This window comes from Mesorhizobium amorphae, from assembly GCF_014843845.1.
Taxonomy (GTDB): domain Bacteria; phylum Pseudomonadota; class Alphaproteobacteria; order Rhizobiales; family Rhizobiaceae; genus Mesorhizobium; species Mesorhizobium amorphae_A.
Genome location: NZ_JHQS01000007.1, coordinates 287,399 through 304,020, shown reverse-complemented (window position 1 = coordinate 304,020; position 16,622 = coordinate 287,399). Strand labels below are relative to the sequence as shown.

General features: G+C 61.8%; 16 protein-coding genes, 1 tRNA gene and 1 pseudogene. 12 read left to right on the top strand and 6 right to left on the bottom strand.

All coding sequences use genetic code 11. The features are described from left to right. The first annotated feature begins 5 nt into the window (after positions 1 to 5). From DH08_RS37300 to DH08_RS03975, 4 genes and pseudogenes are all read left to right on the top strand, one after another. Positions 6 to 1,171, top strand: a pseudogene (locus DH08_RS37300) (CaiB/BaiF CoA transferase family protein). A gap of 40 nt (positions 1,172 to 1,211) precedes the next feature. After that, complete coding sequence (locus tag DH08_RS03985) at positions 1,212 to 1,988, top strand: HugZ family pyridoxamine 5'-phosphate oxidase (RefSeq protein ID WP_192177993.1); 777 nt, start codon at positions 1,212 to 1,214, stop codon at positions 1,986 to 1,988. 159 nt (positions 1,989 to 2,147) lie between these two features. Continuing rightward, entirely contained in the window at positions 2,148 to 2,486 is a 339-nt protein-coding gene (locus DH08_RS03980) for an ArsR/SmtB family transcription factor (protein WP_192177992.1), read from the top strand. A 146-nt stretch (positions 2,487 to 2,632) separates the two neighbouring features. After that, a complete protein-coding gene (locus DH08_RS03975) occupies positions 2,633 to 3,430 on the top strand; it encodes a TrmH family RNA methyltransferase (protein WP_192177991.1) in 798 nt (265 codons plus the stop codon). A 65-nt stretch (positions 3,431 to 3,495) separates the two neighbouring features. Here the strand turns inward: DH08_RS03975 and DH08_RS03970 are convergent, their stop codons facing one another. Continuing rightward, positions 3,496 to 4,638 carry a coiled-coil domain-containing protein gene (locus tag DH08_RS03970; protein ID WP_192177990.1) on the bottom strand — a complete coding sequence of 381 codons (1,143 nt, stop codon included), beginning with the start codon at positions 4,636 to 4,638 and terminating at the stop codon, positions 3,496 to 3,498. 204 nt (positions 4,639 to 4,842) lie between these two features. After that, entirely contained in the window at positions 4,843 to 5,424 is a 582-nt protein-coding gene (locus DH08_RS03965) for a DUF1134 domain-containing protein (protein WP_192177989.1), read from the bottom strand. 361 nt (positions 5,425 to 5,785) lie between these two features. Between DH08_RS03965 and chpT the strand changes: the two genes are divergently transcribed. Then, entirely contained in the window at positions 5,786 to 6,415 is a 630-nt protein-coding gene (gene chpT, locus DH08_RS03960) for a histidine phosphotransferase ChpT (RefSeq protein WP_120014775.1), read from the top strand. A gap of 250 nt (positions 6,416 to 6,665) precedes the next feature. Further along, positions 6,666 to 7,034 (top strand): response regulator, encoded by a 369-nt coding sequence (locus DH08_RS03955; RefSeq protein ID WP_006203582.1) that lies wholly within the window; start codon positions 6,666 to 6,668, stop codon positions 7,032 to 7,034. Between the two features lie 96 nt (positions 7,035 to 7,130). On the opposite strand, the gene ctrA is transcribed toward DH08_RS03955, so the two are convergent. After that, positions 7,131 to 7,826: a response regulator transcription factor CtrA gene (gene ctrA, locus DH08_RS03950; RefSeq protein ID WP_006203583.1), complete on the bottom strand. Its 696-nt coding sequence runs from the start codon at positions 7,824 to 7,826 to the stop codon at positions 7,131 to 7,133. Positions 7,827 to 8,275: 449 nt separating this feature from the next. Here ctrA and DH08_RS03945 point away from each other — a divergent pair, with 449 nt between their 5' ends. After that, a complete protein-coding gene (locus DH08_RS03945; RefSeq protein ID WP_120014776.1) occupies positions 8,276 to 8,653 on the top strand; it encodes a flagellar export protein FliJ in 378 nt (125 codons plus the stop codon). Between the two features lie 74 nt (positions 8,654 to 8,727). Here DH08_RS03945 and DH08_RS03940 read toward each other — a convergent pair whose 3' ends face one another. Further along, positions 8,728 to 9,132 (bottom strand): winged helix-turn-helix transcriptional regulator, encoded by a 405-nt coding sequence (locus DH08_RS03940; RefSeq protein ID WP_192177988.1) that lies wholly within the window; start codon positions 9,130 to 9,132, stop codon positions 8,728 to 8,730. Between the two features lie 89 nt (positions 9,133 to 9,221). Here DH08_RS03940 and DH08_RS03935 point away from each other — a divergent pair, with 89 nt between their 5' ends. Continuing rightward, entirely contained in the window at positions 9,222 to 9,887 is a 666-nt protein-coding gene (locus tag DH08_RS03935) for an NADP-dependent oxidoreductase (protein ID WP_192177987.1), read from the top strand. Between the two features lie 70 nt (positions 9,888 to 9,957). Here the strand turns inward: DH08_RS03935 and sciP are convergent, their stop codons facing one another. Beyond that, entirely contained in the window at positions 9,958 to 10,233 is a 276-nt protein-coding gene (gene sciP, locus DH08_RS03930; protein WP_006203587.1) for a CtrA inhibitor SciP, read from the bottom strand. 259 nt (positions 10,234 to 10,492) lie between these two features. On the opposite strand from sciP, the gene mnmA reads away from it, so the two are divergent. Continuing rightward, positions 10,493 to 11,683: a tRNA 2-thiouridine(34) synthase MnmA gene (gene mnmA, locus DH08_RS03925; RefSeq protein ID WP_192177986.1), complete on the top strand. Its 1,191-nt coding sequence runs from the start codon at positions 10,493 to 10,495 to the stop codon at positions 11,681 to 11,683. Between the two features lie 156 nt (positions 11,684 to 11,839). On the opposite strand, the gene DH08_RS03920 is transcribed toward mnmA, so the two are convergent. After that, positions 11,840 to 12,805 (bottom strand): Gfo/Idh/MocA family protein, encoded by a 966-nt coding sequence (locus DH08_RS03920; protein ID WP_192177985.1) that lies wholly within the window; start codon positions 12,803 to 12,805, stop codon positions 11,840 to 11,842. Positions 12,806 to 13,042: 237 nt separating this feature from the next. Here DH08_RS03920 and DH08_RS03915 point away from each other — a divergent pair. The 3 genes from DH08_RS03915 (at position 13,043) to DH08_RS03905 (ending at position 16,440) form a co-directional block, all read left to right on the top strand. Further along, a tRNA-Met gene (locus DH08_RS03915) sits at positions 13,043 to 13,119 on the top strand. Between the two features lie 649 nt (positions 13,120 to 13,768). Beyond that, entirely contained in the window at positions 13,769 to 14,908 is a 1,140-nt protein-coding gene (locus DH08_RS03910) for a substrate-binding protein (RefSeq protein ID WP_192177984.1), read from the top strand. A 26-nt stretch (positions 14,909 to 14,934) separates the two neighbouring features. Beyond that, positions 14,935 to 16,440 (top strand): adenylate/guanylate cyclase domain-containing protein, encoded by a 1,506-nt coding sequence (locus DH08_RS03905; protein ID WP_192177983.1) that lies wholly within the window; start codon positions 14,935 to 14,937, stop codon positions 16,438 to 16,440. Positions 16,441 to 16,622 lie beyond the last annotated feature (182 nt).

The following is a 16,622-nucleotide window of genomic DNA, read 5'->3' as shown; positions in this document are numbered from 1 at the left end:
CAGCCATGAGCACTCCCGTCCCGGCCAGGAGCGGCCCGCTCAGCGGTCTGGTCGTGATCGAGATGGCCGGCCTCGGCCCGGTACCGCTGGCTGGACTGATGCTGTCCGAGATGGGCACCGAGGTGCTGCGCATCGAACGGGCGGGCTCCGGCCAGCCTCTGATGGCGCGGCCGGAAGACTACGACCTCGACCGCCATGGCCGGTCCATCCTGCGCATCGACCTGAAGCGCCCCGAAGGTGCAGGACTGTTGCTCAGCCTTGTCGAAAAGGCCGACATGCTGATCGAAGGGTTTCGTCCCGGCGTCATGGAACGGCTCGGCCTCGGGCCTGATCCGGTGCTGGCACGCAACCCGGCGCTGATCTACGGCCGCATGACCGGTTTCGGCCAGGATGGGCCGTTCGCCGGTCGCGCCGGCCACGACATCACCTATCTTGCCTATTCCGGCGTGCTGCACGCCATCGGCAGCGAGGGCGGCAACCGGTGCCGCCGCTCAACCTCGTCGCCGACTATGGCGGCGGTGCCATGATGCTGATTGCCGGCGTGCTGGCCGCGCTGTTCCAGCGCTCGCGCTCCGGCAAGGGCCAGGTCATCGACGCGGCCATGGTCGAGGGCGCCTCGATGCTGGCGGCGCCAGTCCATGCCCTGATGGCGGCCGGCCTTTGGCGGGATGCACGCGGCGTAAACCTGCTCGATTCCGGCGCGCCCTTCTACGACACTTACGAGACGGCAGACGGACGCCATGTCGCCGTTGGCTGCCTTGAACCCCGCTTCTTCGCCGAATTCGCCAGGCTGCTGCCACTCGACGAGCACTTTGTGCGCGGCCAGTTCGACAAGTCGTTATGGCCGGAGATGCGTGCCACCATCGCCGCTCGGGTCAAGCGGAAGACGCGCGACGACTGGGCCGCCCTGTTTGCGGATACCGACGCCTGCGTCGCGCCGGTGCTATCGCTGCAGGAAGCCAAAAACCATCCGCACAATCGTGCCCGCAGCGCTTTTGTGAAGGCAGGCAGGCTCGATCGCCCTGCCCCGGCGCCGCGCTTCTCGCAAACGCCGTCAACGCTTGCCACCATGCCGGACGAACACGATCTCCAGCCGGTGATGGTGCTGAGGCGTTTCGGTTTTGCGCAAGGCGAGGTCGAAGCCCTTGTCAAATCAGGCGTGATCGGTTGATAAGTGGAGAAGGAAAATCGACTTATGACGGTGAACACTTTTGGTTGATCGGAACAAGGACGTCATCCGCGAGACCGACGCCGAAGCGATCCGGCTGGCAAGGACGCTGATCCGCGGCGCCCGTTTCGGCGCGCTGGCCGTTATCGAACCCGCGACCGGATCGCCATTGGCGAGCAGGGTTGGCGTCGCCACCGATGTTGACGGCGCGCCGCTAATCCTGGTGTCGATGCTGTCGGCGCATACCGGCGCCGTCCTCGCCGACCCGCGCTGCTCGCTGCTTGTCGGCGAGCCCGGCAAGGGCGATCCGCTGGCGCATCCGCGTGTCACCCTGATCTGCAAGGCACGACGGCTCGAGCGTGGATCGGACGAGCATGCCCGCGCAGAGCGGCGCTATCTCAACCGCAATCCGAAGGCACGGCTCTATGCCGGGCTTGGTGACTTCTCGATCTTCCGGCTCGAGCCCGAGCGCGCCAGCCTCAATGGCGGCTTCGGCAAGGCCTATCTGCTCGATCGTAGCGACCTGGTCACCACCGGGCCGGTCGTCGACGAACTGGCTGCCGGCGAACAATCGGCTCTCGACCACATGAATGCCGATCGCCTCGACGCAATCGCCATCTATGCGCATCACTATGCCAAGGCCGATGGCGATGGCTGGATTGCCACCGGCTTCGACGCCGACGGCATGGACCTGGCCTCGGGCGACACTATATGCCGGGTCTTCTTCCCCGAACCGCTGAAGACGGCCCGCGATTTGCGGCCGGTCCTGGTCGATATGGCCAAGGCCGGACGCGCAGCCGGCTATTCACAAGATCGATAGTTAATTGCCTTGAATCAAAAGCAAGTCTTGAGATTTGGAAGAAATGTTCTACCCTCGCACATGACGCTGATTCAGCAGCGTGCATCCACACGTGAATTTATGGAATCTGACGCTATTGCCCCCATAGCGTCAGGATGAGCTCAAAAACATGGGGCATCGATGATCTCGAGCAAGCTACTCGCCAACGCCGAATCAGCAGCCACGTTCCTCACGCTTATGGGCAACGAGAAACGGTTGCTGATCATGAGCTACCTGATGGACGGTGAAATGTCGGTCGGCGCCATCGCCGACAAGATCCAGTTGAGCCAATCCGCCCTGTCGCAGCATCTGGCCAAGCTTCGGGCGCTCGATCTTGTCGAGACCCGCCGCGACCGGCAGATGATCTACTATGCCTGCAAGTCCGAAGCCGCGCGCGAGTTGCTTCGCATGCTGGACGGCATTTTCGGCGACGGCGACTTGTCGCAGATGGCCCATCGCCTGCGCCGCGCCGGAGCTTGACCGGCAGGTCCGATCGTTCCTTATCTCGCTGACGACTTTTCGAGCGGCGTGCGTCCATCTGGGCGCACGCCGCTCTCCATGTCATATCCGCGCATCGCTTTCCGAAAATCCACATTCGGATCGATGCGAGCAGGCCGAGGCAATGCATGGACCTGATACACATTGATGATCCGCAAGACCCGCGTGTCGCTGCCTATCTCGACATACGCGAGCGCGACCTTGTTGGCCGGCACGGCCGTTTCGCTGCCGAAGGCAAGGTGGTGCTCGAAATCCTGCTGTCGGCCGGCCGCTTTGCCGCCGAATCGGTTCTGGTTCTCGAGAACCGGCTGGCCGGTCTCGACGAGACCTTGCGCAAGGCGCCGGCGGACCTCCCGGTCTATGTCGCCAGCGGCGAGATCATCGACCGGATCGCCGGATTTCACATGCACCGCGGCATATTGGCGATCGGCAGCAGGGGCGCCTCGCAGCCGGCCGAGGCCTTGCTGGAGGCCCTGCCTGCCAATGCGCTGGTCGTCGTCCTGGTCGGCATCGCCAATCACGACAATATGGGTTCGATCTTCCGCAACGCCGCCGCCTTTGGCGCCGATGCAGTGCTGCTCGATGCGACCTGTTGCGATCCGCTGTACCGCAAGGCAATCCGCGTCTCGGTCGGCGCGGCGCTGAAGGTTCCCTTCGCCTCCTTCGACGATACCAGCGGCTTCATCGCCATGCTCGACCGGCTGGGCTTCAGCCAGGTCGCGCTGTCTCCTCGCGGCGATGCCGACATTCGTGATGCAAGGAGGCCGGACAGGCTGGCGCTCTATCTCGGCACCGAAGGCGAAGGCTTGCCCGAAAGCCTGCTCACCCGCCTGAAAACGGTGCGGATCGATATGGCGCAAGGCTTCGACAGCCTGAACGTCGCCGCCGCCTCAGCCATCGCCCTGCATCATTTTTCGCGTTGCTGATCGCATAAACCCGTCATCGACAACGCGCGTCGTGCCGGTCTCGCTCGGCGCGCGGCCCCCAACTTTCAGGTCGGTGAATCCGCCTTCTGCAGCGCCCGCACGCGGTCTGCAAGACTGCGGTGGCCGGATCTGGTATCCGAGGGTGCCGCCAATGCCTTGGCGATCGGCGAATCGGGCCCTTCGAGCTTGGCCGTCAGGTGGACGACCTCCGCCGCCAGTTCATTCATCTGCTCGCGCAATGCGGCGCTGCCATTCGTAGGGCTGGACGCAGCCAGCGCGCCGAGATCCGCCTTCAACCGCTTGTTCTCGCGGGCCAGCGTCGTCAGCCGCGCCTCCAGCCGCTCACGGTCGCCATCGAGCTTGGCGATCGCCTTTTCGATGTCGTCGCTCCTGACGGCAGTCAGGCTGTCGCCTCCGCCCGCAAGCAGCGCCGCCGGAGCGTTTGCCTCGGCCTCGCCCTTCGATCGTTCGCGCAGCCGCGCCATTTCCTTCTCGCGGCGGTCGAGCTTCTCCTCACGATCGGCGAGCGTGGCGAGCAGGCGCTCGACCTTCTTGTCGAGCTCGACGGTTCTCTTCTTCTCCACCTTCAAGGCCTCCCGCGCGGCCTTGCTTTCGGCCGCGGTTTCCTGATTGCGCCTGTCCGCCTCCTTGCGCTGGCTGCGCAGCACGGCGATGTCGTTGGCAAGGCTCTCCAATTCGGATTCGCGCGCCACCAGTTCGATCTGGCGGTTGCTGGAGGAGAAGCTGGCGTCGTCATACATATGCTCCAGCTTTTCGAGCTCGAGCGCCCGCTTCTCCAACATGCGCTCGCTCTGCGCGAGCTTGTCCGAAAGGTGCTGCAACTGCTCCTCGCGCTGATGAAGCTCTTGGGTCCTGGCCTCCAGTTCGGAAAGCGCCTGCTGCTTGTCCTTCCGCTCGACCGCCAGCCCCTTCAGGGCCTCGCGCCCGCGACCGATCTCGACCAGCTGTTCGGCCGCCTTCTCCCGCAATGCCTTGACGCTCATCTCCAGCCGGCGCGCCGACATCGCGAACTCGGCCCTGATCCGGTCCTTGTCGGCCTGGATTTCGACCGGCGTCAACGGCATGGACGCCTCGAACCGCTTGCGCGTCAGCGCAACGGCCCGCCGCCAGATGGCCGGAGCGACCAGCAGCGCCAGAAAGCCGGCGCAGAGAAAGCCGAGGACGAAAAACAGGATCGACTGGATCAAGGTGACTATCCGCTATGATGGCAACAACCGCCAAAGCTCGACTTTGCCATCTTCGCATGACGGAAATCCAGCGCCGCGGCAAGAGTGTGCCGCAGGCCACGTTCAGCCTGCGACCTCACAAAATCCCCCGATGGCACGATCGCGAGCGGAACGCATGTTGAGATTCAGGCCAGGCCGGCCTCACCTGAATATCAGTATGCCCGCTCAGAACGGGTTCCAGGTCGGCCGCTGCGTGAGCTTTAGATAGCCGAGATTGACGCCAAGCCTGGCGCCGACGCCGGTGCGGATCGGCACCAGCAGCACCCTGTTGTTCTGCAGCACGTTGAAGCCGACGCCCGCCACCACATAGGCGGAACCGGCGACGCCGCCGAAGCGGTTATAGAGGCTGTTCACATCGTCGAGATTGTAGACCAGCATCATCACGCGCGAGCCTTCGCCGCCAAAATCCCAGCCGAGCGACGGACCTTGCCAGAACATCTTATGGTCGCCGGCATTCTTGGTGTAGAGCGTTCCCTCGCCATAGGTCAGGCCGCCGATCAGCGCACCGGAGCCCTCTTCGCCAAGCAGATAGCCGTTGGGCAGGCCATAGGAAGCGAAAATCTTCTCGACGACGGTGGCAAGGCCGCCCGACGTAGCGCCGAAGAATTTATGGCCGGAATCGACGATCTCCTGAGCGGTGTATTCCTGGGCCCGCAGCGCGGAGGTCGAAAAGACGAGAACGCCCATCAGGGCAATCGTCATTGAGATGACTCGGAAAAAACTCCGGTCGTAGAATCGGGAAAACATGCTTCCAATCTCCGTCAGGGAGCACTTTCGCCGACGCCTCGCACCCATGCGGCTCTTGGCGGCCGCTAGGGGTAACTGTCACAGGCAAACTATGCCGTAATCCTTTTTCAACCATTAAGCTTCCACATGAAGATGGCAGTTCGAAGGCTGAAGTTCCTCACACACCGGCTTCGAACCGCCTGCGCAGGCCGGGAATCCTGCGTGAACGCACCATTTTCGCTAAACGACAATTTTGGATTTGTTGCCGCACGCACGGGCGCTGTGTATTCAGATGACCTGGGGAGAGAGCGTGATTCGTGTGGGCAGGCGCGACAATGATCGCTCGGCCATGAGTACGTGGATTTTATCAGGGACTTCGCCCATGGCCGAACTGTTCACCCTTTCAGCACCGGATCTTGCAGCGCTTCTATGCAGCCGGGTCTGTCATGACATCATCTCGCCGGTCGGCGCGATCAACAACGGCCTCGAACTGCTCGACGAGGGCGGCGCCGACGAAGACGCCATGAAGCTGATCCGCCAGAGCGCCAGGAACGCTTCGGCCCGCCTGCAATTTGCCCGCATCGCCTTCGGCGCAGCAGGCTCGGCCGGCATGATGATCGATACCGGAGATGCCGAAGCAGTCGCCATCGCCTTCCTCAAGAACGAAAAGCCGGAACTCTCCTGGAACGGGCCCCGCGCGCTGCTGCCCAAGAACAAGGTCAAACTGCTGCTCAACCTCCTTCTCGTCGCCAACGCTGCCATCCCGCGCGGCGGCAAGCTTGTGGTCACGCTGGAGAATCTCGACACCGAGCCGCGTTTTGCGCTGTCGGCCGCCGGCCCGATGCTGCGCGTGCCGCCGAAATTCCTGGAGCTTCATTCCGGCCACAAGCCCGAGGAGCCGATCGACGCCCATTCGGTGCAGCCATATTACACGCTGCTGCTGGCGCGGGAGGCCAACATGACGATCTCGATCCACGCGACCGCCGAGGAGATCGTGCTGTCGGCGGCCTGAACCCTTCGCCCAGTCGGCAAGAACAGCCAAAGTATTTATTTCTGCTAATATTTGTTGATTCGGCGATAATTCAGGCAGAGCAAGTTTTGCCGGCTTGGTCTCGCGGCATTCGCGACGAAAAAGACTCGCGCGGCGTATCTTTGCAAAAACTTTACCTAACGGCTTTTCGGCTTCTTTACCAGATTGCTCTAGTATGCCTCGTGGTTGCCCGCAGATTGCCGGTTCGCCAGATGGCTGAGAGGACCCGGAAATGAAACGCTGCCTGTTCGTCGACGATTCGAGCGTCATCCGGAAGGTTGCAAAGCGCATCCTTGGCGGCTCCGATTTGACCGTGATCGAAGCGGCCACGGGGCTCGACGCGATCGAGATGTGCGCCGCCGACATGCCCGACGTCATCGTCATCGACGGCGCCTTGCCGGATGTGCAGGCCGTGGACCTCATCCGCCGCATCCGCGCCATGGAGAGCGTGGTCAAGCCGCAGATCCTGGTTTCGCTGGTCGAGGTCGACGTCGCCTCGATCATGAAGGCAAAGCGCGCCGGCGCTCAGGGTTATCTGCTGAAGCCGTTCAACCGGCCGCAATTGCTCGAGCGTTTCCGTGCCCTGAAAATCGCCGCCTGATTCGCCAGCATCGGATAGCGGGCGACTTCAACGCCCAGCATGCAAAAACCCGGCCGAAGCCGGGTTTTTTGTTGGAAATCAAACGAAGGTCTTTGCTCAGGCGCTGACGCGAATGTCTTCCGGTTCGCGCAGCACATAGCCGCGGCCCCAGACCGTCTCGATGTAATTTTGGCCACCGGACGCGGCGTCAAGCTTCTTGCGCAGCTTGCAGATGAAGACGTCGATGATCTTCAGTTCCGGTTCGTCCATGCCGCCATAGAGGTGGTTGAGGAACATTTCCTTGGTCAGCGTGGTGCCCTTGCGCAGCGAGAGCAGCTCCAGCATCTGATATTCCTTGCCGGTCAGGTGAACGCGCTGGCCGCCGACTTCGACGGTCTTCGCGTCGAGATTGACCACCAGGTCGCCTGTGGTGATGACAGACTGGGCATGGCCCTTGGAGCGCCGCACGATGGCATGGATGCGCGCCACCAGCTCGTCCTTGTGGAAAGGCTTGGTCATATAGTCGTCGGCACCGAAGCCGAGGCCGCGCACCTTGTCCTCGATGCCGGCCATGCCGGACAGGATCAGGATCGGTGTCTTCACCTTGGAGAGGCGAAGTGTTCTCAAGACTTCGTAACCCGACATGTCGGGTAGATTGAGATCGAGAAGGATGATGTCGTAGTCGTAGAGCTTTCCGAGATCGACGCCCTCTTCGCCGAGATCGGTCGTGTAAACATTAAAACTTTCGGATTTCAGCATCAATTCGATGCTTTGTGCGGTTGCACTGTCATCTTCAATCAGCAGAACACGCATTTCATTCCCCTTTTCTGCTGCCGGTCCATGTCACGACCCGTCCCGGACCGGAGCAGTGATTGCCTGAACAGAAGGTGCCACCGAATGGTTAACAAAACCTAATTTCGTGCCGAGGACGATACCAGATTTTTTAACCCCTTTCTACACCCTCTTGAATCTAATAACGAATCACAGACCAAAACCGCTAATGCACCACATTAATAAGTCAGCCTAAGTGACTCCAGGGACTCGCCGGTTGGCTTTCCGCCGAAAACCGGAATTTTTACCCGGCCTTAAGTCCTCGCCCGTATGATTAACAATGCCCGTAAACGAATGGTTACCGCCGGCAAAAAACTTTAGGAGTTTGTTTCCCATAGTTCGGGGAAAGCCGGGGGAAACGGGTGACGCCTGGGCCTTTCCAGGCGGTTTGGACGATATGTGCGGGTGTGCGTTTCCGGGAGTACCGAATCATGAAGTCACGTGAAAACCTCGTTCGGCTGAAGCAGTTTCAGGTGAATGAGAAGCGGCGGCAGCTGCTGCAGCTCGACATGATGATCGCCGAGTTCGAACGCATGGCTGTCGAACTGGAGCTTCAGATCACCGCTGAAGAGAAGAAGGCCGGCATCACCGACATCAACCATTTTGCCTATCCGACCTTCGCCAAGGCGGCACGCTTGCGCCGCGACAACCTCAGAAATTCTCAAAGCGACCTCGCCCAGCAGCGAAGCATCGCCGAATCATTACTCGGCGAAGCTGAAGCGGAGCTTTCCAAGGCGGAGATGCTCGAATCGCGCGACACCAAGATCCGCGATGCTGAACTGGGTGGCCGCAGCGCCATGATCGGCTGAAAACTGGTCAATCGGCGTACCCGGAACGCCGTCGACGCTGCCGCAGCCGGAACCTGACCAGGCTGATGCCGGCCTCAGCCCCGCGCCACAGAATCCTCTTGAGATTCCATCGATGCCCGCGCGCGGGCATCCTTGATGTCAGGCACATGCTGCTCCGACCAGGACCGTATCTGATTGAGCAGTCCCGCCAGGTTCTGGCCGAGTTCGGTCAGCTCGTATTCGACCCGCGGCGGAATGACTGGAAAGATCTCGCGCCGCACGATGCCGTCGCGTTCGAGGATGCGCAGCGTCTGCGTCAGCATCTTCGGCGTGACGCCTTCGAGCTTGCGCGCCAGTTCGCCATTGCGCAGCCGGCCACGGCGCAAGGCGCAAACGACCAGATACACCCATTTGTTGGCCAGCGTCTCGAGCACGGTGTGCGATGGGCACGTCCGCCGGAAGGCGTCGTAACCGAACGAAGAGTTATCTTCACTATCCATGAGGTACCTATATATAGAAAATGTATATACTATACAAGAGAATATTACTATCCAAATGATAGTGGCGCACCAACCAGCAGGAGATTTCCATGCGTGCCATTATCCAGAACTCCGTCGGCGGACCCGACGTCCTCGTCATCGCCGATCGGCCCGACCCCTCGCCAAAGGCCGGCGAGGTGCTTGTCCGCGTCAAGGCGGCAGGCATCAACCCCGTCGATGGCGCCGTTCGTGCCGGCTATTACCCGCTGCTTGGCGAACCGCCCTTCATCCTCGGCTGGGACATCTCGGGAACCATCGAGGCACTAGGCCCTGACGTGACCGGCCTCAAGATCGGCGACGCGGTGTTCGGCATGCCGCGCTTTCCCAGGCAAGCGGCCGCCTGTGCCGAACTGGCGGTCGCGCCAGTGGACGAAATCGCGCCGAAGCCTGAAGGCATCGACCACGTTCAAGCCGCTGCGCTGCCGCTGGCCGGCCTGACGGCATGGCAGGGCCTCATTCGCCATGGCCGCCTGAAACAGGGCCAGCGTGTGCTGATCCACGCGGCGGCCGGCGGTGTCGGTCATCTGGCGGTGCAGATCGCCAAGGCGCGCGGCGCCTATGTCATCGCCACGGCCAGCCCGGAAAAGCTCGACTTCGTCCGCTCGCTCGGCGCCGATGAGGTCATCGACTACACCACGGGACCGCTGGAAGAAGCCGGTGCCGCCCATGCCTTTCTCGCCACCAGGCCGATCGGCAAGGTGGTGCTGACGGTCTGAGGTACAGGGATCGTTCCAGCAACAAAAGGGCGCGGCATTGCCGCGCCCTCTATCCTTGACCCGGCCTTGTCTAGTGCCGGTATTGCTGGATGCGCGTCGTGCGCAGCCCGGCAAGGCCGTATTCATCGATCGACGCCTGCCAGGACAGGAATTCCTCGGTGGTGAGCTTGTAGCGCTGACATGCCTCTTCAAGACTCAAAAGGCCGCCGCGTACCGCAGCCACCACTTCCGCCTTGCGCCGAATAACCCAGCGCCGTGTGTTCGTCGGCGGCAGATCGGCAATCGTGAGAGGGCTGCCGTCAGGCCCGATAACATATTTGACTCGCGGTCTAACTAGATCGGTCATCGTACTCTCTACAAAAAACTCAAAGACCCAATCCCCGCCACAGTACCGCCACAGCTTTAAAAATTGCCTAAGCGAACCCTAATAGCTAGGTAAGGATCATGAACGCCGCGTTAGTCTTTTCGTCGGCATTTGAGGTATCGGCCATCGGACGCTGGATTCGCAGGCAAAAATCGCTTGGGCGCGAGATGCTGGCGCCGCGCAGGTGCTTGACCTATATTCCGGCCATTGGCATTCAGGCGCCACGCAGAACGAAAGAACCATGAACAGCCTCGACCTTCCAGGACGTCCCGAAGCCACCCGTGTCGTTGTCGCCATGTCGGGCGGCGTCGATTCATCGGTCGTTGCCGGCCTGTTGAAACGCGAAGGCTATGACGTCGTCGGCGTCACACTGCAGCTCTACGACCATGGCGCCGCGACACACCGGGCCGGTTCCTGCTGCGCCGGCCAGGATATCGACGATGCCCGCCGCGTCTCCGAGACGCTCGGCATTCCCCACTACGTGCTCGACTACGAGGAGCGCTTCCGCAAGGCGGTCATCGACCCCTTCGCCGACTCGTATGTCGCCGGCGAGACTCCGATCCCTTGCGTTTCCTGCAATCAGACGGTGAAGTTCGCCGACCTTTTGGCGACCGCCAAGGAGCTTGGCGCCGACGCGCTGGCCACCGGCCACTACATCCGCTCCGGCACCAACGGCGCGCACCGCGCGCTCTACAGGCCCGTCGACGCCGACCGCGACCAGAGCTACTTCCTGTTCGCCACCACGCAGGCGCAGATCGACTATCTGCGCTTCCCGCTCGGCGGGCTTTCCAAGCCCGAGGTTCGCACCATTGCCGAGGAGATGGGGCTGACGGTCGCCGCCAAGCAGGACAGCCAGGACATCTGCTTCGTGCCGCAAGGCAAATATTCCGACATCATCGCCAAGTTGAAGCCGGCTGCCGCCAACCCTGGCGACATCGTCCATATCGACGGCCGCGTGCTCGGCCGCCATGAAGGCATCTTGCGCTACACGATCGGCCAGCGCCGCGGCATCGGCATCGCCTCGGGCGAGCCGCTCTATGTCGTGCATCTCGATGCCGACCGGGCGCGCGTCGTCGTCGGCCCGCGCGAGGCGCTGGAGACGCACAAGATCTATCTGCGCAACATGAACTGGCTGGGCGATGGGCCGCTGTCCGACGTGCCCGCCAGCGGCCTCGAGCTGTTCGCCAAGGTCCGCTCAACGCGTCCGCCGCGCCCGGCCGTGCTGCATCACCGCGACGGCGTTACCTCGGTGGAGCTGGTCGACGGCGAGTCCGGCATCGCGCCCGGCCAGGCCTGCGTGCTCTATTCTGACGACGGCAACGAGGCCCGCGTGTTCGGCGGCGGCTTCATCGAGCGCTCCGAGCGCGGCGCCGAGGCCGAGGCCATGCTGAGCCGGCTTGCCGCCCGCCCGGCACATATCCCCGCCGAATAAGGGCGGCTTTTCAGAGACTGTTTCGAAACTCGCTCTGGCGCGTCATACGGAGGTGGTTTCGAGAACCGGAGCGCAGCGGACATTTGGGTCCGTGGGCACCGGAAGTGCAGAAAACGCCATCCGGTGACCGCCAGAGTAGAGTTTCCAAACGGTCTCTCAGGAACTGGATTTGCTGTGGGTGATGGTGCCCGCCGTCAGGATGCGCAGCACCCTGATCGCTTCCTCGCCGCTGGTGCGCGGTTCGGCCCGCGTCTCGATGCACTGGATGAAATGCGCCAGTTCCCGGGTCAGCGGCATGCCTTCGCCGACCGCCACATAGGACGGCTCGTTGGCGGTGAAGGCCCACTGGCCGCTGTCCTGCCACACCGCGTGCCGATAGACGGCAAGCTTGCGCTCCCATGGCTCGACATCGTCGAACACCGCCATCGCCTTGGTGCCGACCACGGTCAGCCGCCGCTCGCGATAGGGATTGAGCCGCGAGGCGAAGAGATGGCCGCGCAGGCCGTTGGGGAAGCGCATGTGCAGATGCGCGAAGTCGCTGAGATTGTCGAGGAGTGCGGCACCCTCGCCCCTGACCTCGATCGGCTCGGTGCCGGTGATCGCCAGGATCATCGACAGATCATGCGGCGCCAGATCCCACAGCGCGTCGTTCTCGGTATGGAACTTACCGAGCCCGAGGCGATGCGAGTGGATGTAGCGGACTTCACCGAGTTCGCCCTTGTCGATCAGCGCCTTCAGCGTCTCGAAAGCCGGGTGGAAACGCAGCACATGGCCGACCATGAAGACGCGGCCATTGTCCTTGGCCGCCTGCACCGCGCGCTCGGCATCGTCCACCGTCAGCGCGATCGGCTTCTCCACCAGCACGTCCTTGCCGCCCTCGACGGCGCGCACCGCCATGTCGGCGTGGAACTGCGGCGGCAGCGCCATGACGATGGCGTCGATGTCGTCGCGAACGAACAACTGCTCCGGCTCGATCGCCAGGCAATCCTGCTCGCTGGCAAAGCCTTCCGCGCGGGCGCGGTTGTCGTCCGAAACCGCGTGCAAGGCGCCAAGCGCCTTGAGGGTGCGGATGTGGTTGCTGCCCCAGTATCCGCAACCAAGGACTGCAATGCGCGGCTTCATTGTTTTCGAACTCTAAAAATCGTGGCCGAGACATAGCGACGTGCCGGGTCGAACTCAACCCCGCACCCCTTTTCGATTGCCTGCCCGGCAAAGCTTTTCGATGGCGAGATTATGCCGGCACGCAGGCCGCTTCGAAGCTTGACAGGCTTGCCCTCCCAACCTTATATCCGCGCGACCTTGGTGAACGCCTCGACATGCCTTGCAATTTAAGGCGGATTTCGAGCCTTTCGCCGCCCTGGCGGGGTAGCTCAGTTGGTTAGAGCACGGGAATCATAATCCTGGGGTCGGGGGTTCAAGTCCCTCTCCCGCTACCACCCTCAAATTCCGAACAATTCTCCGGTCCCCTCATGGCTTCCCTGAAGCCCAACGTTTGCCGGATGTACGGCCAAAAGCCGGGGAGAGCGGAAACACCGTTCTCCCCCAAACTGCTCTCCGAATGTCCATCATTCTCCGAAGCTGGGGAGTGGCTCCAAAAATCCCCAGGTTTTGGACAACAGCAATATCAATGCTTTAGCGCCGGCCATGCTGCGGGCAGTTTTGCGGTTCGCTCGCCTGCCAAACAAGACCACAACTATGCCATCGCTCCCTAGGTCCGGCTTGCGCCAGGACCGGACCTTGCCAATTATGTCATGTCCGCGCATGTCGCGTCTCGACCCTGCCGACTTCCTTAGGGCCTGAGCACGGGCAAATGCTGAACCCAAAGCGGTTTTCCGGATACGCATCGTAACTCCGTTGGCGCGGACGAAGGCAGCATGAACCATGTCCAGCCCTCGATTGCTCCAAACTCCGACCCTGCTATTGTGTGCGAGTTCGACTCCAGACAGGGCCGTTACCCATCAGAGGGGGTCACCCGAAATGACGGAGGAGGCAGTGCAGCGTCGTTTGACCGCCATCCTCGCTGCCGGTGTGGTCGGCTACAGCCGGCTCATGAGTTTCGATGTGGGCGGATGAGAGGTATCTGCTATGGCGCAAGCGTCCATCAAAGTCGGCATGATCGCGGAAGAGACAGGAGCACTTTCGTTCATGGGCCGCGCCAACGCCAACGTGGCAAGGATGGTGGTTGACGAGATCAACACCGACGGCGGACTGCTGGGGCGGAAGATCGAGCTCTATCTCGAGGACGGCGCAACGACCGACACTGTCGCGGAGGCCAAGGCGGCCAAGCTTGTGGCGCAGGACAAGGTGGATGTGATCTTCGGCGGCATCTACAGCTCCACGCGGCAGGCCATCAAAGGCCCAGCCGTCGTGAAGGGCAGGACGCTTTACATCTACCCCGAGCAATACGAAGGCCAGGAATGCGACCCACTGATTTTCTGCACCGGCCCAGTGCCGGCGCAGCAGCTCGACCCGCTCATTCCCTGGCTGATGCGCAAGACCGGGGCCAAGACATTCTACCTCCCGTCCGCAGACTACATCTGGCCGCACGTGATGAACGAGAGGGTCCGCCAGCTCGTCAACGCCGAAGGTGGCAGCATCGTCGGCGAGGAATACTATCCGCTCGATCACATGGAATACGGCGAAACGGTTGAGAGGATCATGTCCAGCGGAGCGGAGGTGGTGTTCAATACCATCGTTCCGCCTGGGGTCGTGCCATTTTTCGCGCAACTCCATGACGCTGGCTTCCAGAACCGCGGCGGGCGGCTAATCTGCACGTATTTCGACGAGAATCTGCTCGGCCTGCTGCCGCCGCCGCATGTGGAAGGCCTCTACGGCTGCCTCGACTACTACCAGAACGTCAGCGATCCCTTCAGCAAGACGCTGCTTCGCGCGTACGACGAGCGCTATCGCGGCAACGAGCAGTTCACGGGCGGCAGCGCTTGCTCGGGCCTCTACAGAGGGATGAAGCTTTGGGCGGCGGCCGTGAACGAGGCCAACTCGCTCCGCCAGGAGGACGTCATCGCAGCCCTCGATCACGCAAGGATCGTCGAAGGGCCGGGCGGTCCCGCAGAAATGGTTCCTGGCCAGCACCACGTCCGTATGAACATGTATATCGCCCAGGCGCAGAACGGCCGTTTCGAGATCGTCGAGAGCCTGGGGGCCATCGACCCGGACGAGGCGATGGTACCGTCCGCCGCGGATTTCGGCCGGGGGCCGATAGCGTAGTCAGTCCGTCAGGTAGGGTGCATGAGATGAGTGTCCTGTCTCCGGTGAACGATAGTGTCCTGAGCGAGCGCCTCGGCGCACTCAGATCGGCAAGAGACTGGGTACCAAACGTTCTACCGGAGCTCGAACGCTTCATCCGCACTGCCGATGATTATGATCTCTTTCGCGTCAACCCAATCCAATACGGCAGCGCTGTCGACCTTTCCGAGGCGGACGCAATAGAGTTGTTCGTGCGTGCCGCCAAGGTGGGCCTGTTCGAGATGGACTGGCTCCTCATCTGCGCATATTGCCCACAAGTCGCCGGGAGCTTTCGCGAACTTGACCAGGTCCATCCGCGCTTTCAGTGCGCGTTTTGCAACGCGATCAACGATGTCGCGCTGGACGACTACATTCAGGTCACCTTTACGATCTCGAGCGGCGTGCGGGACATCAGGTTCCGACATCCCGAAGTGCTGTCTGTCGAGGATTTTTACCTCCGCTACAACTTTTCCAAGGGCTTCATCGCGCCGCATGGGATGACGCACCAGCAATTGGTCGCCGTGCTCTCGCGGGGTTTCGCCGATATAGAGCCCCACGAGGACCGAAGCTTCGACTTCGACGTCACAGCAGGCCGTTTCGAGGTACTGGATCTGAGCCACAAACTCCTTCTGGTCTTCTTCGCAGACGGGGAGCCGGCGGATCCGCAACGGACAACGGTCCAGCTCGAGTCGGGCCGCTTCCTCCTGCCTGACCGGCCCACAGCACCAAGAGACATGATTCTCGGTGACGGAAGATTCTCGTTTCGGCAGACAGCCGATCTCAGTCCAGGTAAGCACACGATCCAGATCGAGAACCGGACCGATGATCGCGGTCGCTTCTGGTTCGTCCAGTATCCCTTCGGTTTCGAGCCTCATCTGGTCGAGTATGAACCGCTTCTCACCGGCAAGCGGTTGCTGCTCACCCCGAGCTTCAGTGAACTCTACAAGGCGCAGCTTGTGGACGAAGGCGAGAGCCTTCAAGTCTCCGACGTGACTTTTCTTTTCACCGATCTAAAGCAGTCGACTCCCTTGTATGAAGCCGCGGGCGACGTGAACGCATATTTCCTTGTTCGCCAGCACTTCGAGATACTGAACAAAATCATTCGGGAACGATCCGGCACCATCGTCAAGACGATCGGCGACGCGGTCATGGCCGGTTTCGAGCGCCCCCAGGACGCCGTCCGCGCCTCCATCGAGATGATCGAAGAACTGTCGCAATTCAACCGGACCGCTTCGCGTCCACTCGGCCTCAAGGTTGGTGTCCACAGGGGGCGGGCGATTGCAGTGACGCTAAACGACCGCATCGACTATTTCGGACACGACGTGAATATCGCGGCACGAGTGCAAGGCCTAGCCGACGTGAACGAAGTTTGCATCAGTGCAGCGGTGATGGAGGTGCCGGGCGTCGCTGACATCGTCCAATCACGTCCGGTGTCGCGCAACTACGAGAACCTCAGGGGCATCGGCCAAATGATGGAAGTCCATCGCATAGCGATCATGCCGACGCAGGTATGACCGCGGTGCTAAGGTGGAGGATGGAGGTTCCCCCAGATTGCTGCGGGCAGTTTTGCGGTTCGCTCGCCTGTCAAAAAAGACCACAACTGAGCGCTAAGGTCCGGCTTGCGCCGACTACGGACATCGCCAAGCCACTACTCGGACGTCGCGTTTTGGCCGGGAGCAGTAGGTCCGCTTGTGGT